At 71.8% G+C, this 18,070-nt stretch carries 15 protein-coding genes; 10 read left to right on the top strand and 5 right to left on the bottom strand.

Annotation, left to right across the window (positions count from 1 at the left end; genetic code table 11):
- Positions 1–171 precede the first annotated feature (171 nt).
- On the top strand, positions 172–3,771 hold the full coding sequence (gene mfd, locus MKK63_RS17150) for a transcription-repair coupling factor (RefSeq protein ID WP_244003854.1): 3,600 nt from the start codon (positions 172–174) through the stop codon (positions 3,769–3,771).
- A gap of 31 nt (positions 3,772–3,802) precedes the next feature.
- Here mfd and MKK63_RS17145 read toward each other — a convergent pair whose 3' ends face one another.
- A complete protein-coding gene (locus tag MKK63_RS17145; RefSeq protein ID WP_244003852.1) occupies positions 3,803–4,156 on the bottom strand; it encodes a hypothetical protein in 354 nt (117 codons plus the stop codon).
- 141 nt (positions 4,157–4,297) lie between these two features.
- Here MKK63_RS17145 and MKK63_RS17140 point away from each other — a divergent pair, with 141 nt between their 5' ends.
- The 4 genes from MKK63_RS17140 (at position 4,298) to MKK63_RS31735 (ending at position 8,912) form a co-directional block, all read left to right on the top strand.
- Positions 4,298–5,638 carry an AmpG family muropeptide MFS transporter gene (locus tag MKK63_RS17140; RefSeq protein ID WP_244003850.1) on the top strand — a complete coding sequence of 447 codons (1,341 nt, stop codon included), beginning with the start codon at positions 4,298–4,300 and terminating at the stop codon, positions 5,636–5,638.
- Between the two features lie 175 nt (positions 5,639–5,813).
- A complete protein-coding gene (locus tag MKK63_RS17135) occupies positions 5,814–7,160 on the top strand; it encodes a tlde1 domain-containing protein (RefSeq protein ID WP_244003848.1) in 1,347 nt (448 codons plus the stop codon).
- Between the two features lie 257 nt (positions 7,161–7,417).
- Positions 7,418–8,467, top strand: a complete 1,050-nt coding sequence (locus MKK63_RS17130) for an HpcH/HpaI aldolase/citrate lyase family protein (protein ID WP_244003845.1) — start codon at positions 7,418–7,420, stop codon at positions 8,465–8,467.
- 322 nt (positions 8,468–8,789) lie between these two features.
- Positions 8,790–8,912, top strand: coding sequence for a hypothetical protein (locus MKK63_RS31735; protein ID WP_279574715.1), 123 nt, complete (start codon positions 8,790–8,792; stop codon positions 8,910–8,912).
- On the opposite strand, the gene MKK63_RS17125 is transcribed toward MKK63_RS31735, so the two are convergent.
- Positions 8,913–9,896 carry a GlxA family transcriptional regulator gene (locus MKK63_RS17125; RefSeq protein WP_244003843.1) on the bottom strand — a complete coding sequence of 328 codons (984 nt, stop codon included), beginning with the start codon at positions 9,894–9,896 and terminating at the stop codon, positions 8,913–8,915.
- Positions 9,897–9,949: 53 nt separating this feature from the next.
- Between MKK63_RS17125 and MKK63_RS17120 the strand changes: the two genes are divergently transcribed.
- The 3 genes from MKK63_RS17120 (at position 9,950) to MKK63_RS17110 (ending at position 12,161) form a co-directional block, all read left to right on the top strand.
- Positions 9,950–10,699, top strand: coding sequence for a DJ-1/PfpI family protein (locus tag MKK63_RS17120; RefSeq protein ID WP_244003841.1), 750 nt, complete (start codon positions 9,950–9,952; stop codon positions 10,697–10,699).
- A gap of 47 nt (positions 10,700–10,746) precedes the next feature.
- Positions 10,747–11,085, top strand: coding sequence for a heat shock protein HspQ (gene hspQ / locus MKK63_RS17115; protein ID WP_244003838.1), 339 nt, complete (start codon positions 10,747–10,749; stop codon positions 11,083–11,085).
- Positions 11,086–11,171: 86 nt separating this feature from the next.
- The gene (locus MKK63_RS17110) at positions 11,172–12,161 is read left to right on the top strand and encodes a DUF4424 domain-containing protein (protein ID WP_244003836.1); all 990 of its coding nucleotides are present in this window, start codon (positions 11,172–11,174) and stop codon (positions 12,159–12,161) included.
- A gap of 543 nt (positions 12,162–12,704) precedes the next feature.
- On the opposite strand, the gene MKK63_RS17105 is transcribed toward MKK63_RS17110, so the two are convergent.
- Positions 12,705–13,490, bottom strand: a complete 786-nt coding sequence (locus MKK63_RS17105; protein WP_244003834.1) for an invasion associated locus B family protein — start codon at positions 13,488–13,490, stop codon at positions 12,705–12,707.
- Positions 13,491–13,954: 464 nt separating this feature from the next.
- Here MKK63_RS17105 and MKK63_RS17100 point away from each other — a divergent pair, with 464 nt between their 5' ends.
- Positions 13,955–15,241, top strand: a complete 1,287-nt coding sequence (locus MKK63_RS17100; protein ID WP_244003832.1) for an acyl-CoA synthetase — start codon at positions 13,955–13,957, stop codon at positions 15,239–15,241.
- Positions 15,242–15,412: 171 nt separating this feature from the next.
- Positions 15,413–15,757, top strand: a complete 345-nt coding sequence (locus MKK63_RS17095; protein WP_244003830.1) for a hypothetical protein — start codon at positions 15,413–15,415, stop codon at positions 15,755–15,757.
- 37 nt (positions 15,758–15,794) lie between these two features.
- On the opposite strand, the gene MKK63_RS17090 is transcribed toward MKK63_RS17095, so the two are convergent.
- On the bottom strand, positions 15,795–17,009 hold the full coding sequence (locus MKK63_RS17090; RefSeq protein ID WP_244003828.1) for a UbiH/UbiF family hydroxylase: 1,215 nt from the start codon (positions 17,007–17,009) through the stop codon (positions 15,795–15,797).
- 131 nt (positions 17,010–17,140) lie between these two features.
- Positions 17,141–18,025, bottom strand: a complete 885-nt coding sequence (locus MKK63_RS17085; RefSeq protein WP_244003826.1) for an alpha/beta fold hydrolase — start codon at positions 18,023–18,025, stop codon at positions 17,141–17,143.
- Between the last annotated feature and the right edge of the window lie 45 nt (positions 18,026–18,070).

Below are 18,070 nucleotides of genomic sequence, written 5' to 3'. Positions count from 1 at the left end.
CGCGCTTCCCCGAATCGCAGCCCAACAACCGTTCCGTGACTGCAGCAGAACCGCCATATAGGGTCCGCTCAGCCGTGACCCCGGGAACGCTTTATCGTGGCGCCCCGATCAGCTAACGCCACCCGACCTCTGCCCCTGACGCGCCCGGCGGGATCCCCCGCGAAAGACCCGATGGCCAAGCCGCAACCGAAGCCTTCTGCGCCCGCGCCCGCCAAACAGCAGGTCGCGCGCTTCGCCCTGCCGAAATCCTCCGCCCTCGCCCAGGCGATCGACGCCCTCAAGCGCGGCGACAGCCCGGTGCTGGCGAGCGCCCCGGAGGGGTTCGACGCGCTCGCGCTCGCCGACCTCGCCCGCGCCCTGGCCCCCACCGTCGATGCCCCGGCCGTGCTGGTCCACGTGGCGCGCGATTCCGGGCGCTCGGCGTCGTTCCAGGCGGCGCTCGGCTTCGTCGCGCCCGAGATGGACGTGATGAGCCTGCCGGCCTGGGACTGCCAGCCCTACGACCGGGTCTCGCCGACCACCGCCACGGCCGCCGCCCGGATGACCGCGCTCGCCCGCCTCGCCCGGACCCGCTCGGCCGAGGACCGCCCGCGCATCCTCTGCACCACCGTCAACGCCCTGGTGCAGCGGGTGCCGCCCCGCGCCCACATCGCCCGGGAGGCGTTCTCGGCGGCGATCGGCAACGTCGTGGCGATGGACGACGTGGTCGCCTGGGTCGAGGCCAACGGCTTTCTGCGCACCGGGACGGTGCGCGACACGGGCGAATACGCGGTCCGCGGCGGCATCCTCGATCTGTCGCCGCCGGGCTTAGCCGCGCCGATCCGCCTCGATTTCTTCGGTGACACGCTGGAATCGATCCGCGCCTTCGATCCGGAGACCCAGCGCACCACCGGCCAGCTCCGCTCGCTCGACCTGATGCCGATGAGCGAGGTCCAGCTCACCACCGAGACGATCCGGCGCTTCCGCCAGGGCTACATCCAGAGCTTCGGCGCCGCCACCCGGGACGACCGGCTCTACGAGACCGTCAGCGAGGGACGGCGCTATGCCGGCCTCGAGCACTGGATGCCGCTGTTCTACGACGGCCTCGACACCCTGTTCGACTATCTCGGCGGCGTGCCGCTGGTGTTCGACCCGCAGGTCGAGGATGCGGCCGCCGAACGGATCGCGCTGGTCCAGGATTACTATCAGGCCCGCGAGGCCGCGATGAAGACGCCGCAGGCCGGCGTCGCCCCCTACAAGCCGCTGCCGCCCCGCGCCCTCTACCTAATGCCGAACGAGCTGAAGGAGCGGATCGCCACCGCCACGGTGGCGCGGCTGACACCCTTCGCCCAGCCCGACTCGCCCGAGCGCGCGGTGATCGATTGCGGCGCCAAGGCCGGCCGGAACTTCGCGCCGGAGCGGGCCGAGGAGAACACCAGCGTGTTCGACGCCGCGGTGGCGCATATCCGCGACCTCCAGGGATCCGGTCATCATGTGATCCTGGGCGCGTGGTCCGACGGCTCCCGCGACCGGCTCTGCGGCGTGCTCACCGATCACGGCCTCAAGAAGCCCGTGGCGATCACCCGGCTCACCGACGTCTACGCGCTGAAGCGCGGCACCGACGCGGCGGTGGCGGTCTGGGGCCTGGAATCCGGCTTCGTCGCGGGCGAACTCGCGGTGGTGTCCGAGGGCGACATCCTGGGCGACCGGCTGGTCCGCCAGAAGCGCAAGGCCAAGCGGCCCCAGGACGTGATCCTGGAGGTGCAGGCGCTCCAGCCCGGCGACATCGTGGTCCATGCCGACCACGGCATCGGCCGTTTTTCCGGATTGAAGACGATCCATGCGGCCGGCGCCCCGCATGATTGCCTGGAACTCGCCTATACTGGCGGCCTGCTGCTCCTGCCGGTGGAGAATATCGAGCTCCTGACCCGCTACGGGTCGGAGGATGCCGAGGTCGCCCTCGACCGGCTCGGCGGCGGCGCGTGGCAGGCCCGCAAGGCCAAGATGAAGCGCCGCATCCTGGAGATGGCGGGCGAATTGATCAAGGTCGCGGCCCAGCGCTTCGTCCGGAAGGCTCCCGCTCTCAAGGCGCCGGAGGGGCTTTACGGCGAGTTCGCCGCCCGCTTCCCGTTCGAGGAGACGGAGGATCAGGCCAACGCCATCGACGCGGTGCTGGACGACCTCAATGCCGGCCGGCCGATGGACCGTCTGGTCTGCGGCGATGTCGGCTTCGGCAAGACCGAGGTGGCGCTGCGCGCCGCCTTCGCGGCGGCGATCTCCGGCAAGCAGGTGGCGGTGATCGTGCCCACCACCCTGCTCGCCCGCCAGCATTTTCGGACCTTCGCCGAGCGCTTCAAGGGCCTGCCGATCCAGATCGCGCAGCTCTCCCGCTTCGCCTCCGCGGCCGAGATGAAGCAGGCCCGTGCGGGGCTCGCTGCCGGCACGGTCGACATCGTGGTCGGCACCCACGCGCTCTTGGCCAAGAACATCGCCTTCAAGGATCTCGGCCTGATCATCGTGGACGAGGAGCAGCATTTCGGCGTGGCCCACAAGGAGCGGCTGAAGGCGCTCCAAGCGGACGTCCACGTCCTGACCCTGTCGGCGACCCCGATCCCGCGCACGCTCCAGCTCGCCATGACGGGCGTGCGCGAACTGTCGATCATCGCCACGCCCCCGGTCGACCGGCTGGTGGTGCGCACCTTCGTGACGCCATTCGATCCCCTGACCATCCGGGAGGCCCTGCTGCGCGAGCGTTACCGCGGCGGGCAGGCCTTCTACGTCGTCCCCCGGATCGAGGATCTGGCGGAGGTCAAAAAATTCCTCGACGCCGAGATGCCCGAGATCAAGGTCGCGGTGGCCCACGGCCAGATGGCGGCGGGCCAGCTCGAGGACGTGATGACGGCCTTCTACGAGGGCAAGTTCGACGTGCTGCTCTCGACCACGATCGTGGAATCGGGCCTCGACATCCCCACCGCCAACACCCTGATCGTCCACCGGGCCGACATGTTCGGCCTCGCCCAGCTCTACCAGCTGCGCGGCCGGGTCGGGCGCTCGAAGGCCCGGGCCTACGCGCTGTTCACGACCCCGGCGAACCGTCAGCTCACCGCCCAGGCCGAGCAGCGGCTCAAGGTGCTCCAGAGCCTCGACACGCTGGGCGCGGGCTTCCAGCTCGCCTCCCACGACCTCGACATCCGCGGCGCCGGCAACCTCTTGGGCGACGCCCAGTCCGGCCACATCAAGGAAGTCGGTTACGAACTCTACCAGCAGATGCTGGAAGACGCGGTCACCGCGCTCAAGGCCGGCATCGAGGACCTGCCCGAGGAGGCGTGGTCGCCGACCATCGCGCTCGGCGCGCCGGTCACGATCCCGGGGGATTACGTCGAGGATCTGGGGGTGCGGTTGGCGCTCTACCGGCGGCTCGCCACCATCCAGGACGATGCCGAGATGGAGAGTTTCGGGGCCGAGATGATCGACCGGTTCGGTCCGCTGCCGCCCGAGGTGGAGCAACTCCTCAAGATCGGCACGATCAAGATCCTGTGCCTCAAGGCGAACGTCGAGAAGGTCGAGGCCGGGCCGAAGGGCGTGGTGGTCCATTTCCGCGACAAATCCTACGCCAACCCGCAGGGGCTGGTGGCCTTTGTCGCCGAGCAGGCCTCCTTCGCGAAGGTGCGGCCCGACATGAGCGTGGTGTTCGTGCGCGAGCTGACCACGATCCCGGCAAGGCTCAAGACCGCCACCGAGGTGCTGCGCAGCTTGGTGACGATCGCCGGGCGGGGCAAGAAGGCGGCGTGAGGATCTCGTGAGGGCCTGAGCCGGCGTGGCCTCACACCGGCTTGAGCAACTCGATCGCGTCTTCCGTGAACTCGATGTGCCCGTCCCAATAGCTGATGAGCACGTCGCGATTCAGCGCGACCCAGGCCTTCAGGCGCGCCTCGTCGGCGGGATCGAGGCGCGGGCCGTCCGTGTATCGGAAGGGTCTCACCTGATACGAGCCCATCTGATCGGGCTGGACCCGAGGTCCGAGCGAGACCTTCACGCGGGCGTCGTGCCGGGCGCCGCCCCTCTGCGAGATGAACACGATGAACGGCAAACCGGTGGTCTTCGAGCGCAGGTTCGCCATGCCGTAGGTGGCCTGTCCCTGGGCCTCGGCGGCCGTGAGGACCGTGGGGGCGTCCATGTCGACCTCCGTTGCCGTCCTTTCACACCACCAGCATAGCGTGATTCCCGTACGCCGTCGCGCCGGGCCGTCGCGAGGTTTGCTCGTTGCGCCGCAAGGCGGGATCTGCTCTCTCCTTCCCGAACCCCAGGAGACGCGTGGATGGCGAACCCGGCCGCAGCCAGTGCCCCTTCCACTCCTGTGAAGTCCCAAAAAAACGCCTTCCTCACGCCTTTGTTCACCGACCGGCGGGTCGCCGCGGTGCTCGGGCTCGGCTTCGCGCAGGGCATCCCGTTCCTGCTCGTCTACGCGACCCAGTCGGCGTGGCTCGTCCAGGCCAAGGTGCCGCTCGCCACGATCGGGCTGATGAGCGAGCTCACCATCGCCTACAAGCTCAAGTTCCTCTGGGCCCCCTTCCTCGACCGCCACGACGCGCCGCTCATCGGCCGCTGGCTCGGGCGAAGGCGCGGCTGGATCGTCGCCACGCAGATCCTGGTGGCGCTGGCGCTCGCGGGCGTCGCCTTCGGCGATCCGGCCCACTGGCTCGCCTGGACGGTGGCGTTCTCCCTGGCCCTCGGCGTCGCGGGCGCCACCCAGGACGTTGTGATCGACGGCTGGCGCATCACCGCCGCGCCTCCCGAGCAGCAGGCGCTGATGTCGTCGTGGTCGGAGATCGGCTACCGGATCGGCAACCTCGCGGCGGGGGCCGGCGCCCTCTACCTGTCCGACGCGTACGGCTGGCGCGTCGCCTACCTGTGCATGGCCGCGCTCATGGCCCCCGGCACGATCGCGGCGCTGCTGGCGCCCGAACCCCCCGCCCCCGAGACGCCCGCCACCGGCGGCTTCGTCGAGACCGTCTGGGCGCCGATCCGCGACCTGCTGGCCCGCCTCGGGCCGCTGGCCGTGCCGGTGCTGGCGCTGGTCGCGGGCTTCCGGATGCCCGGCTACGTCTCGAACGCCATGGCGATCCCGCTGTTCAAGACGCTGGGCTATTCCAACACCGACATCGCCACGGTGACCAAGCTGTTCGGCTTCTGGATCGCGCTCGGCGGGACGTTCCTGGCGAGCGCCATCATCCCGCGGATCGGCATGATGGCGAGCCTGCTGATCGGCACCGTGGTGGCCTCGGCCTCGCACCTCGCGCTGGCCTATCTCGCATGGCACGGCGGCCATGGCGGGGCGGCGTTCTGGACCTTCGCGGCGACCGTCGGGATCGACGGCTTCGCCTACGCCTTCGCGTCGATCGTACTGATCACCTACATGTCGCGGCTCTCGGCCACCGCACACGCGGCGAGCCAGTACGCCCTGCTGACCTCGCTCTGCGCCCTGCCGGGCAGCCTGCTCGCCGGGTTTTCGGGCTTCGTGATCGAATGGACCGGGTTCACGTGGTTCTTCGTCGGCACGTCCCTGATCGGCGTGCCGGTGGCCCTGCTCTGCCTGCTGGTCGCGCGTCGGCATGGGCCGATGGACGCGCCGATGGAGACCCCCGCGCGGGCGTCCTGAACGCGTATTCGCGGCGGCGTGCGCGTCTTTAGCAAGACTTAACCATAAGGCGGCTTAATGGGTGGACGGTTGATGTCCTTCCCAGATGGGCAACCCAGGCCACGTGCGCGGAAACGGCTTCCGCGGGCGAACGGCGGCGGCTGCCTCCGGGGAAGCGCGTGCGCGAGTTCCCCGAATGGCTCAGGCTGCAATGTCCCGAACCGCGTACCCGGTCGCGGAGCCCGTGCGGCGGGCCGCGCCGCAGCGCATCGTCTACGTCGAGACGCCCTACGATCCCGTCGCCCGCACCCGTGTGCCCTACCCGAGCGCCATGCGTCGGGCCCGCCGCCGCGCCCGTCTCACGGGGCTCATCGGCCTGACCGCCGTGACCCTGGCCGGCTGGGCGATTCTCATCCAGCCGCAGGGCCCCGCCCCGTCCGAGGCCCCCGCGCTGCGGCCCGCCCTCGCCACCGCGCCGCACGCCGCGCCGCAGCCGAATCTCGCCTGGATGCTCGATCCGAGCCCCGCGCTGGGCTCCGGCGCCGCGACCGACTTCGGCGAAGCGGCGCTGCCGACCGACTTCCAGGTCGCCGCCACAACCCAGGTCGCCCTGTCCGAGCCCTCCCCGGCGGTCCGGGAGATCGCTCGGCAGGTCGCGCGCGCTGAGCAGGTCAAGGCCGAGCGGATCCGGACCGCGCAGGCCTCGGATGCGCTGGTCACCGCGCCGGAGGGGCTGGCCGCGTCGAAGGGGATTGCTGCCACGCAGGCGCCCGCGCCCCTGCGGCTTGCCATGGCCGAGCCGACCCCCGCCGCCTTCGTGCCCAATCCGGCATCCGCCCTGGTGCCTCTGCCGGTGGCCCGCCCGGCCGAGCTGCGGCCGCAGCCCGCAGCACCGCGCACCGCGCCGCCCGCCCGGGTGGCGGCCCGCGCCCTGCCCCGCACCCGCGACGTGTTCCGCGCCGCCATGGCGGAGGAGCCGTCCTTCTTCGAGAAGCTGTTCGGCGTCGGCGCCGCCGCACCCCGGCAGGAGCCACGTCAGGCCCTGGCCTATGCCAGCCCCGATACCTTGCCGCAGGCGGCCCCACGCACCCGGATCAGCCCGGAGCCCGAATCCGTCGGCGGCACGGCGGTCTACGACATCACCGCCCGTACGGTGACGCTCCCGTCCGGCGAGGTGCTGGAGGCGCATTCCGGCCTCGGCGAGGCCATGGACAGCCCGCGTTTCGTCCACCTGCGCATGCGCGGCTCGACGCCGCCGGGCACCTACATGCTGACCGAGCGCGAGCGCCTGTTCCACGGGGTTCGGGCGATCCGCCTCACCCCGGTCGGTGGCAGCGGGTCGATCCACGGCCGTGACGGCCTGCTCGCCCACACCTACATGCTGCGCCAGCCCGGCGCCTCGAACGGCTGTGTCTCGTTCCGCGACTACAACCGCTTCCTCCAGGCCTTCCTGCGGGGCGAGGTCCGGCGCCTCGTGGTCGTGGCCGGCGACGGCCTGTTCGGCCGGGTCGGCATGGGCGAGCGCGGGGGCGGCCGGGGCTGACCACCGCGCGAAGGTCCTGGGTTTCCAAAGGGACCGGGTCCCTTTGGTGGGGTGGCGGGGTGAAACCCCGGCCTACGGATCCTGGACCCCTCTTCGGGGGTCCAGGATCCGTACAGCAGAGCCCTGCCCTGCACCCGCCAAAGGACTCGTCCTTTGGAATCCAGGATCGTGTTCGGGGACATGCCCGTGTTCCCGATTGCAATGCGATCGGGAACGGCTCTAACGGGGGCAGACGCCAGCCCGTACAAGAGGCCCCGATGAAACTGCCCCGCCGCTTCTTCCAGCCCCTCGCCACCGGCGCGCCGGCCCCGTTCCGCGAGCTTCCGGTGCGGCTGGAGCGGATGATCCACTTCGTCCCGCCGCACAACGACAAGGTCCGCGCCCGGGTGCCGGACCTCGCCGGCACGGTCGACGTGGTGCTGGGCAACCTGGAGGACGCGGTCCCGGCCGACCAGAAGGAGGCGGCCCGCAAGGGCTTCGTGGCCATGGCCCAGGCCACCGACTTCGCCGCCACGGGCACCGGCCTCTGGACCCGGATCAACGCCCTCAACTCCCCCTGGATCTTGGACGACCTGTTCACGATCGTGGCCGAGGTCGGCGACAAGCTCGACGTCGTGATGGTGCCCAAGGTCGAGGGCCCGTGGGACATCCACTACATCGATCAGCTCCTCGCACAGCTCGAGGCGCGCCACGGGGTGACGAAGCCGATCCTGGTCCACGCGATCCTGGAGACTGCCGAGGGCGTGGCCAATGTCGACGCCATCGCGTCGGCCTCGCCGCGGATGCACGGCATGAGCCTTGGCCCGGCGGATCTCGCGGCGTCCCGCGGCATGAAGACCACCCGGGTCGGCGGCGGCCATCCGGATTACCGGGTGCTCAGCGATCCCTCCGGCGACGCCCCCCGGGCCACGGCGCAGCAGGATCTCTGGCACTACACGATCGCCAGGATGGTCGATGCCTGCATGGCCAACGGCATCAAGGCCTTCTACGGCCCGTTCGGCGATTTCTCCGATGGCGATGCCTGCGAATCGCAGTTCCGCAACGCCTTCCTGATGGGCTGCGCCGGCGCCTGGACGCTGCATCCGAGCCAGGTCACGATCGCCAAGACGGTCTTCGCCCCAGACCCAGCCGAGGTGGCCTTCGCGGCCCGGATCGTCGAGGCCATGCCGGACGGAACCGGCGCCGTGATGCTCGACGGCAAGATGCAGGACGACGCCACCTGGAAGCAGGCCAAGGTCATCGTGGATCTGGCGAAGCTCGTGGCCGCGAAGGATCCGGAGCTGGCCGCCGTGTATCAGCTGGGGTGAGTGGGGCCGGATCCGCGCATCGTTTGCTGCAGAACGGCGACAGGGCGAAGCGCGGGTCCCCTCTCCCGTGCGGGAGAGGGGCAGGGTGAGGGATCAGGTCTATCCGAAAAAGGCTCGCCCTGTTGGCGTGTCAATCGCACGACCTATCCTGAGGGTCCTAGTCCCTCACCCCAACCCTCTCCCGCACGGGAGAGGGGGTGCGTTGCGTCCTGCCGCCGGCGTTGGCTTCGAACTGACCCGAACGGCTCGTCGGGTCAGGCCCGCGCAAGCGAAGCGTCCGTACCATCCCCACGATCCGCGACCACACTGCCGGAGCCGGGCGGTGACCAAGTCGATCCCGCGAGCCCGCACCCTGCGGCGCATCACGAATGCGGACATCCATAAGAACCGCGACGGCGTGCGCGAGACCATCCTCGCAACCCTCGAACGCCGCGAGACCGTGTGATCACCGCCCAAACCGCGCCCGATAATCCTGCGGCGTCGCCGTGACATGCCTTAAAAAACTGCGCCGCATCGTCTCCTCGGAGCCGAAGCCGCAGGCCCGGGCGATGCGCTTGACCGGCTGCGCCGTCTCGGCCAGCGCCCGGCGGGCCGCCTCCACCCGCAGGCGCTCCACGGCTTTGGCCGGGGAGAGGCCGGTCGCCGCTTGGTAGTGCCGGCTGAGGCTGCGCGCGCTCATCCCCGCCGCCGCGGCGAGCGCCGGAAGCGCGAGATCCCCCGACAGATTCTCCGCGATATAGGCGTGGAGCGCCCCGAACCGCTCCTCGCCCGCCTGGAGGGCCAGCGCCGCGCTGAACTGCGCTTGCCCCCCCGGGCGCTTCAGGAACATCACGAGGTGGCGCGCAACCGCCAGGGCGAGGGGGCGGCCGAGATCCGCCTCGACCAGCGCGAGCGCCAGATCGATCCCCGCCGTGACCCCCGCCGACGACCAGACCGGACCGTCGCGCACGAAGATCGGGTCTGGCTCGACCCGGATTCGGGGGTAGCGTTTGGCGAGCGCCCCGCAATGCTTCCAGTGGGTCACGGCCTGCCGCCCATCGAGGAGCCCGGTCGCGCCGAGCAGGAACGCCCCGGTGCAGACCGAGGCGACCCGGCGCGCCCGTCCGGCCTGCGCCCGCACCCAGGCCACCAGCGCTGCGTCGTCGCAGGCCGCCAGGACACCGGGGCCGCCTGCGATCACCAGCGTGTCCACCGGCGTGTCGAGATCCGGCAGCGGCTCCGCCACCAGCCGCAGGCCGGCCGAAGCGGTCAGATGCGGCGCGCCCGCCGCGATCACCCGCGGCGCGTAAGGCTGGCCCACGCCGCCATGCTCGTTGGCGGTGGCAAAAACCTGGAGCGGGCCCGCCACGTCGAGGAGCTGCACCGCCGGGAAGGCCAGCACCTCCACGACCCGCGGGGCATCTGGCGGAAAACGAGGGCTCTTTGTCATTCGCGCCAGAGCGTGACGCGGTAGGGTCGCCCTGTCCACCCCGGAGGCCTCCGATGATTCCCCCCGACACCCACCTGCAGATCGGCTCGCTCCTGTTCGAAGGGCTCGACCAGATCGACCTCACCGGCCCGTTCGAGATCCTGGCCCGGATCCCGAACAGCACCTACCGGATCTACGCGGCCACCCCAGATCCGGTGCGCGACGTGCGCGGCCTGCGGATCCTGCCGGACGCGACCCTGGACGCGGCGCCCCGGCTCGACGTGCTCCACGTCCCGGGCGGCCAGGGCCAGGAGGCGCTGATGCGCGATCCCGCCGTGCTCGGCTGGATCCGGCAGCAGGCCGGGGGCGCCTCGCACGTCCTGTCGGTCTGCACCGGCGCGCTCCTCCTCGGGGCGGCGGGCCTCCTGGTGGGGCGCCGGGCGACGACCTACTGGAACGCGGTCCATCTCCTGCCCTTCTTCGGGGCCGAGCCGGTGGATGCGCGGGTGGTGATCGACCGCGATGCGGAGAGCCGCACCTGGGTGTTCGCGGCCGGCGTCACCGCGGGGATCGACGGGGCCTTGCGCCTCGCCGCCGAATTGCGGGGTGCCGAGGCCGCGCAGGGTATCCAGCTCGGGATGCAGTACGCCCCCGAGCCGCCCTTCGACAGCGGCACCCCCGGGACCGCCCCGCCCGCCATCGTGGCGGCGGCCCGGGCACGCGCCGCCGACCTCACCGCCCGGCGCGAGGCCACCGCGCGGGCGATCGCGGCCGAGCTCGGCATCCGCCTCCCCGAATCCGCGGACGCGAACCGGGGCGGATGACAGGCCCCGTCTTCGGTCCTATCTGTCCGGTCTGGACGGACTGAACCATGACGGACGTAACCCTGAGAACCGCGAAATTCGCCATCGGCGCCGTGGTGCGCCACCGGATCTACCCCTTCCGGGGCGTCGTGTTCGACGTCGACCCGGTCTTCGACAACACCGAGGAATGGTGGCTGGCGATCCCCGAGGAGGTCCGGCCGCGCAAGGACCAGCCATTCTACCACCTGCTGGCCGAGAACGCCGAGACCGAGTACGTCGCCTACGTGTCGGAGCAGAACCTCCTGCCCGATACGTCGGGCGAGGCCCTGCGCCACGCCGGCATCGCCGAGATGTTCGTGCGCGACGATGCCGGCGCCTACCGGATGCGCGCCCGCGCTACGAACTGAGCGGCGCGGGGACCGTCAAGCTTTCGACAAGGGCCCCGCGGTAGCCTCAGGCGACGGCCGCTGCCGTCGGACGAGCCCGACGCCATATGGTCGCCCGATTCCGATCCGCCGCCCTGCTCCTCGCCGTCGCCCTGTTCTGCGCCCCGGCGTGGGCCAACGACAGCGCCGCGGAGCTCGATGCCGGCGGGCTGATCCTCGTGCCGGAGCCGGGCATCGCGCTGGCGAGCGAGGATCTCTCGATCAGCCGCGCGCGAATCGACGTGACCTACGTGTTCCGCAGCCAAGTGGAGGCGCCGCGCACGGTGCGGATCGCGTTCCCGCTGCCGCCGATCGACGGCCGCGTGCTCAGCTTCTCGGCCCTCAAGCTGCCGCAGCCCGAGCGCGCGAACTTCGTCGGCTTCACCGTCACGGTGGATGGCCATCCGGTCGAGCCGGAGCTGGAGGAGCGCGCCTTCGTGGGCGAGCGCGAGGTCACCGACCTGTTGCGCCGCCACGGCCTGCCGCTCAACCCGCTGCGGGTCTCCGAGCTGGTGGCGGCCCAGAAGCAGATCGACACCGCCGCCTGGGCGGAGCTGGTCAAGGCCGGCCTGTTCCCGGACGCCGAGGGGATGACCGAGGGGCTCTGGCGCAGCGAGGCGAAGTTCCACTGGCTGCAGACCTTCCCCCCGGGGAAGGACGTCCGGATCGCGCACAGCTACGCCCCGGTGAGCGGGTTCCATGTCCTCGATCTGAAGGAAGCGTCCCGCGACAGCTACCGGGCGACCTACTGCCTGGACGATCCGGGGCTCGCGGCGATCCGGCGTCTGCACGCCAGGGCGCGGAACGCGAGCGGATACCTGCGGGCCTTCGTGGTGCCCTACATCGTGACCACGGCGCGCAACTGGGCTTCGCCGATCGGGCGCTTCACCCTGACGGTGGACAAGGGGATTCCGGAGGCGATCGTGAGCTTCTGCCGCACCGGCATCCGGAAAATCGGGCCAGCCACGGTTCGCTGGGAGGCGCGGGACTACGTGCCGGATCAGGACCTGCGGGTCCTGTTCGTCCTGCCGGGGCCGGGCCCGATGGGGATCCGGTAGGGCCGCCGCCCTCCCCGATCTTCGAGAGGCTTCGCCGTTCACGCCGCGGCTCGCGCGGGCGCGACGTGCCCCCTCTCTCCCGTGCGGGCTTGGGGATTCACACGTCTATCGTAGAACATGCGCGAACGGCACCGCTTCTCTCCCTCCCCCGCAGAGGGGGGAGGGAGACGCGCGGAGCCGCCTTCGCCTTTCCAAGCGAGATCTGCGAACATCGTAGCTCCGCTTGCGGGGAGAGAGGGGACCCGCGCCCTGTCTTGAGGCCGTATGGCCGAAGCCGATCTGTGACTCCGCAGGCTCGTAGAGGGTGAGGGAGGGCGCATGAGCCAGTCGGGCTGCCCCGCTTGGCAACCGCACGACGATCCCAAACCCGAAGTGTGAATCTGCAACGCAAGCAAGGCGAGGGGATCGCTGCGGTCATCGTCGGCGCAGCGGGCGACCTCTGAGGCTACGAACTTGCAGACGGGACGAGGCCGCGGCTGGCCAGACGCGGAGGGCCGGACCTCGCGGCCCGGCCCTCCGGATAACCGCGACCCTGCGGCCGGCTTACTTCGCGGCCGGAGCGGTGCCGGCGGCCGGGGCAGCGCCCGCGGCGGCACCGCCCTGCTGCTCCAGCTTCTTGCGCATGTCCTCGGAGCGCTTCTCCAGCTCCGCCTGGAGCTTCTTCTGCTGCTCCTCGAGCACCTTCGGGTCGATCGCCGGGCCGTCGAAGGCCTTGCCGAAGCCGGTCAGCGGCACCGCGAAGGTGACCTCGCGCTGGGTCTGGTTCTGGACCGAGACGTTGAGGGTCGTGCCCTTCTTCATCGCGGCGATTACGCCGGCATCGACGCCCCCGGCCTCGGCGAAGCAGCCGTTCGGGAAGCAGACCGCGAAGCGGCCGGCGGTCGCCGCCTGGCCGTCGATGCTGAAGCGGATGCCCGGCTGCAGCAGCAGGCCGAGCGGCAGCAGGTAGCGCACCACGCGCACCTCCTGCTTCTGAGCGGGGTTCTTCATCTCGTAGACCGCCACCGCTAGCACCGGCTGACCCTGGTCGGACACGAAATCGCGGGTCGTGTAGCAGATGTCGGTGCCCGAGGCCTGGTCCTTGCCGCAGACCTTGGTCCAGTCAGCCTGGCCCGGCTCGGACTTCACCGCGACGATCTGCGGGCCGGTCTGAGCCGCCGGCGTGTTGGCCGCGGGGGTGCCCGGAGCAGTCGGCGCCGGCGCGGCCGGAGCAGGCGCTGCGGCCGCAGGCTTCTTGGGCTGCGCGAGGGCCGGGGCGACCGCGAGGCCGAGGCCCGCAAAACCGAGGAGGGCGGCGCGCGCGAGCGTCGCAGGGCGGGTGAAGGACATCGGCTCTGACCCCTTAGGAAGCGATACGGTGCAGCGGGTTGATGCGGAGCCGGCCTCGCGGCCGGTCCGCCGGACCGTCCGGACGGGCGCCGCCGTGGCGCGCCGACCGGAGCTCCGGATGAAACGGTCCGGCCATCGGAGGGGACGGGCGCTTGACTGCGCGCATCTCCCGCCCCGGCGGCCGGGCGGCCTGCCTTTCCCCTGGAATAAGGCGAAGGCATGACACCGCGGCTTGACACCGCGGCCCGGCGGGCCGGTGATCACCCCCCGGGCCGCGGCCGGCCCCCGATAGGCCCCCGCCCGCTTGGCCGCAAGCGCGACGTCGCACGAGGACGTGATCGGCGCGGGGAGCTTGTCTCCGATGGGGCAATCGGGATTGGCCGTTACCCGGCGGCCTTAGCGGTCGGTTAACCGTAATCGGCCGACCATGCTGGCGGGTTTTCAGTATCAGTGGGGGCGGCGGGTTGAGCGCGTTCGCGGTGGCCGAGAGGGCGGTCGAGGCCGTACCGGACGCGTCCGCGCGGTCCGGCAGCCTGTCCGGCTGCCTGTTCGCGGCGGCGCGCGCCGCGCCGCAGCGCACGGCCCTGCGTGATTCGGGCGACCGGGCCGCGTGGTGCGGGCGCCCGGCGATCACGTGGACGTACGCGGCCGCCGCCGAGATCGTCGGCCGGCTCGCCCGGGGGATCGGCGCGTGGCGGCTTCCGGCCGGCAGCCGGATCGGATTGTGGTTCTCGGGCGGCGCGGAGGCGGCCCTGGGTCACCTCGCCGTCGAGGCGGCTGGGCACCTGCCCTGCGCGATGCCGGCCGCCTGGGATCCGGAGCAACTCGCCGCCGGGATCGAGGCCGCCAACCTCGTCGGCGTGCTCACCGAGGGCCGCCGCGGCGCACGCCGGCCCGCGGAGGAGCTGACCCACGTGGCGATGCGGCAGTTCGGCCTGCGCTATCTCGCCGCCTTCGGGCCCGGCGTGCCGGACGGCGTGATCAGCCTCGACGCGATGGCGCTGGAGCGCGGCGTGGCCGAGCCGGTCGCCAGCCGCGGCCTCGTGACCTTCGAAGGCAGCGATCCGGAGCGGCCGATCTATCGCAGCGCGGAGGCGCTCGCCGCCGCCATCGCGGCGCATTGCGACGCCCTGCCGCTCTCGGCGGACGAGCGGATCCTGACGCTGCTGCCCGCCCACGACCTGCGCGGGCTCGTGACCGGCCTCGGCGCCGCGCTCGCGGCCGGGGCAGGCTTGGAGACGGTGATTCCCTTCGAGGAGGCCGGTTTCCGGACCGCCCTGCTGCGGCCCGTGCCGACCCGCATGGTCGTCCCCGCCCTGATCGAGCCGGCGCTCGCCGCCCTGACCCTGCCCTGGACGGTGCGGAGCCTCAACGTGGTGCATCGGGCACCCGCGACCCTGATCCGGCGCACCGCGCCGGACGGCGGTAAACGACGCTCGGATTCACCACGCTCTGATTCGCCGCCGGCCGGTGCGCCGCGCCTCGACACGCTGGTCCTCGGGGAGACGGCTCTGGTTACACGTCCCGACCTGGCCGCGACCCTGGCCCACCCGGATCGCGCGCCCCTGCCGCTGGACCTCCTGGCCCTCGCGCTCGCCAGCGATGGCGGCCTCGCCTGCCGCGGCCCGGCCTGCGCGGCGGCGCCCCTGCCCCGCGGCGTGACGCCGGAGGCGGACGCCGGTGCATGGCGCGATTCGGGCTACCGGGCCGTCCTGTCGGGCGGGGCCGTGATCGGTGTCGCGGCCGTCTGAAAAGTCCTGAACGGCGGCGTCGGGGCGGTTCATCTGGCGCTCAGGTGCCGCGACTAATCTCGCATCTGCACACGGACCGACGGATCCGAACGGACCCTTCGTGGGTTCTGCAAAGGATTGTGGTCACGGCTATCTTTTCAAGCTGTGCCGGATGGAGTACCGCCTAAGCTCATGGGTGCGCTGCAACAAGTGCTCGTGGTCGATGACGGCGTCCGGGCCGTCGACCGTTCCCTTTCGGGCGAGCTCGCCAGTCTCGGCTACGCAAGCGTGACCGCCTCCATGGAGGCGGCCGACGACGTCTTGGCCGTGATCGCGCGGCCGGCGGCGGTTCTGCTCCAGGCGCCGACGCGCCGGGATCCGGCCTATGCCCGCCGCGCCGCCAAGCTCCGCAGCCAGCTGCGCGACCGTGGCATCCCGGTGATCCTGATTGGCGATTCGGCCGAGCCCCGGGCCGGCGGCCCGGTCGACCTCGCCACTCGCCTCGGCGCCTATGTGGCGGCGCAACCTGAATTCTGAGCCGCTCTCACCTTGACCCCGCAGAGGCTAGGCCCTCTCACCGCGCCCCGCGCATCAATTCCGGCGCGCCGAGCCGGGGCAGCACGCCCTCCCGCATCACCAGCCGCCGCAGGGGCCCGAGCTGGCCCATCACCAGCAGGCCGAGGCCGCGCAGGGCATCGACCGGCAGCAGGTCGGTGAGCAGGCTGCGGTTGAGGAGGTCCACCGCGGCGGTGCGCGCCGCCGTGTCGACCCGCCGGGCGCTGGCGTAGCCGTCGAGCACCGGGCGCGACCCGGGATCTCGCCCGTCCCGGGCGGCGCGGAGCACCCCGTCACGCAAGGTGGCGGCGTCGCGCAGGCCGAGATTCAGCCCCTGCGCGCCGATCGGCGGGAAGACGTGGGCCGCCTCCCCGATCAGCGCCAGCCGCCGCGCCACCGGGCTCGCCACCGCCAGACCGCGCATCGGCACGAGGCCGCGCGGGCCGTCGATCCGCATGGCGCCGAGCATCGCCTGGGCCTGCCGTTCCACCGCCTGCCCCAGGGCCGCGTCGTCCAGCGCGGCGAGCCGCCGGGCCGCGCCCTCCCCGGTCACCCAGACGAGGCTGGAGCGATGCCCGCCCGGCAGCGGCACCAGGGTGAAGGGGCCGGAGCGGGTGTGGAACTCGGTGGAGACGTCCCGGTGCGGGCGCTCATGCAGCAGGATCGTGGTGATGGCGCTCTGCGGGTAGGTCCAGTCGCGTACGCGGATGCCGCTCGCGGCCCGCAGCGGCGAGCGCCCCCCGTCGGCCGCCACCACCAGCCGGGCCTCGACCGCCCCGCCCTCCGCCAGGGTGACGCGCGAGGCTGTTTCACCCGCCACCGCGTCGACGCAATCCGCTTCGACCAGGGTCAGGTTCGGCTGGGCTCGGGCGCAGGCGCGCAGGCTCTCGACGAGCCGCGCGCTCTCGACGTTCCACCCGAAGGCGTCGAGGCCGATCTCGGCGGCCTGGAAGCGCACGGGCGGCGGCCGGAACAGGCTGCCGGTGTCGTCGATGATCTGCAGGGTGCAGAGTGGGCTCGCCTGCGGCGCCACCGCAGCCCAGGCCCCGAGCGCCTCCAGGAAGCGTACCGACCCGTCGAGCAGCGCCACGGTCCGTCCGTCCGCCACGGGGGCGTGTCGGCCGACCAGCGCCGTGGGGATCCCCTCCCGGGCGATGGCGAGCGCCGCCGCGAGGCCCGCGGCCCCGGCGCCGACCACGGCGACGTCGAATCGGCCCTCTCGCGTTTCGGACATGATTCCCCGTACGGTTTGCTGGCCCGCCGATCACCACGGCGCAGTGTGCGGTTTCTATCTGCGCCTTCCCGCAATCCTGCCAAGGGCGCCATGCCTCGGCCCGGGCGGGCCACGGCGCCGCAGCCGCCCGGTCACCCCAGGAACGCCGAGACTTCGCGAAGAACCTCCTCCGGCCGCTCCTCCTGGAGGGTGTGGCCGCACTCGAGCGCGCGCCCCGAAACGTCGGTGGCCTTCTCGCGCCATGTCTCCAGCACGTCGTAGGTCTGGCCGACGACGCCCTTCGCCCCCCAGAGCGCCAGGAGCGGCGCCGTGACGCGCGCGTCGGCATCGGCGGCGTCGTGCTCCAGATCGATCCCGGCCGCCGCCCGGTAATCCTCGCAGATCGCGTGACGGCAGGCGGGGTCCGCGTAGCAGCGCAGGTACTCGGCGAAGAGGTCCGGCGGGGTCGAGCCGGGGGTCTTCGACTGACCCTCGATGTGGTGGCGTAAAAAGTATTCCGGATCGGCCCCGATCAGCGTCTCCGGCAGGGGATGGGGCTGGATGAAGAAGAACCACCAGAAGTACCGGGTGGCGAAAGCCTTGTCGGTGCGCGCGTACATGGTCGCGGTCGGCGCGATGTCGAACAGGGCGATCCGTTCCACGGCTTCGGCATGATCCAGGGCGAGGCGATGGGCGACGCGCCCGCCCCGGTCGTGGCCGACGACCGCGAATCGGTCGTGGCCGAGCGCCCGCATCACCGCGACCGCGTCGGCCGCCATGGCGCGTTTGGAATAGGCGGCATGGCCCTCGCCGCCCGGGGGTTTCGACGAATCGCCGTAGCCGCGCAGGTCCATGGCGACGACGGTGCGGGTCTCGGCCAGGCGCGGGGCGACGTGGAGCCACGTCGACAGGGTCTGCGGGTGGCCATGCAGCAGCAGAACCGGCGGCCCGGAGCCCGCCGAGCGCGCGTTGATCGTCACGCCGGGGGCGGTCTCGATCCGGTGCGACGCGAAGCCCGGCAGGAAGTCGCTGGCCATGGGTGTCGGTCTCCATCCTGACGCACTGGCGCGCCGGGATGCACC

Source organism: Methylobacterium sp. J-088 (assembly GCF_022829295.1).
Classification (GTDB): Bacteria; Pseudomonadota; Alphaproteobacteria; order Rhizobiales; family Beijerinckiaceae; genus Methylobacterium.
Note: the sequence above shows the minus strand (reverse complement) of the source record. Positions and strands in the feature narration are given on the sequence as shown.

Bases quoted from the DNA above. Each gene is read 5' to 3' on its own strand.
- hspQ (WP_244003838.1), top strand. From the start codon at position 10,747: ATGACGGACGTAACCCTGAGAACCGCGAAATTCGCCATCGGCGCCGTG.
- MKK63_RS17135 (WP_244003848.1), top strand. From the start codon at position 5,814: ATGGCTCAGGCTGCAATGTCCCGAACCGCGTACCCGGTCGCGGAGCCC.
- MKK63_RS17120 (WP_244003841.1), top strand. From the start codon at position 9,950: ATGATTCCCCCCGACACCCACCTGCAGATCGGCTCGCTCCTGTTCGAA.
- MKK63_RS17130 (WP_244003845.1), top strand. From the start codon at position 7,418: ATGAAACTGCCCCGCCGCTTCTTCCAGCCCCTCGCCACCGGCGCGCCG.
- MKK63_RS17095 (WP_244003830.1), top strand. From the start codon at position 15,413: ATGGGTGCGCTGCAACAAGTGCTCGTGGTCGATGACGGCGTCCGGGCC.
- MKK63_RS17090 (WP_244003828.1), bottom strand. From the start codon at position 17,009: ATGTCCGAAACGCGAGAGGGCCGATTCGACGTCGCCGTGGTCGGCGCC.
- MKK63_RS17085 (WP_244003826.1), bottom strand. From the start codon at position 18,025: ATGGCCAGCGACTTCCTGCCGGGCTTCGCGTCGCACCGGATCGAGACC.
- MKK63_RS17140 (WP_244003850.1), top strand. From the start codon at position 4,298: ATGGCGAACCCGGCCGCAGCCAGTGCCCCTTCCACTCCTGTGAAGTCC.
- MKK63_RS17125 (WP_244003843.1), bottom strand. From the start codon at position 9,896: ATGACAAAGAGCCCTCGTTTTCCGCCAGATGCCCCGCGGGTCGTGGAG.
- MKK63_RS17105 (WP_244003834.1), bottom strand. From the start codon at position 13,490: ATGTCCTTCACCCGCCCTGCGACGCTCGCGCGCGCCGCCCTCCTCGGT.
- MKK63_RS17145 (WP_244003852.1), bottom strand. From the start codon at position 4,156: ATGGACGCCCCCACGGTCCTCACGGCCGCCGAGGCCCAGGGACAGGCC.
- mfd (WP_244003854.1), top strand. From the start codon at position 172: ATGGCCAAGCCGCAACCGAAGCCTTCTGCGCCCGCGCCCGCCAAACAG.
- MKK63_RS17110 (WP_244003836.1), top strand. From the start codon at position 11,172: ATGGTCGCCCGATTCCGATCCGCCGCCCTGCTCCTCGCCGTCGCCCTG.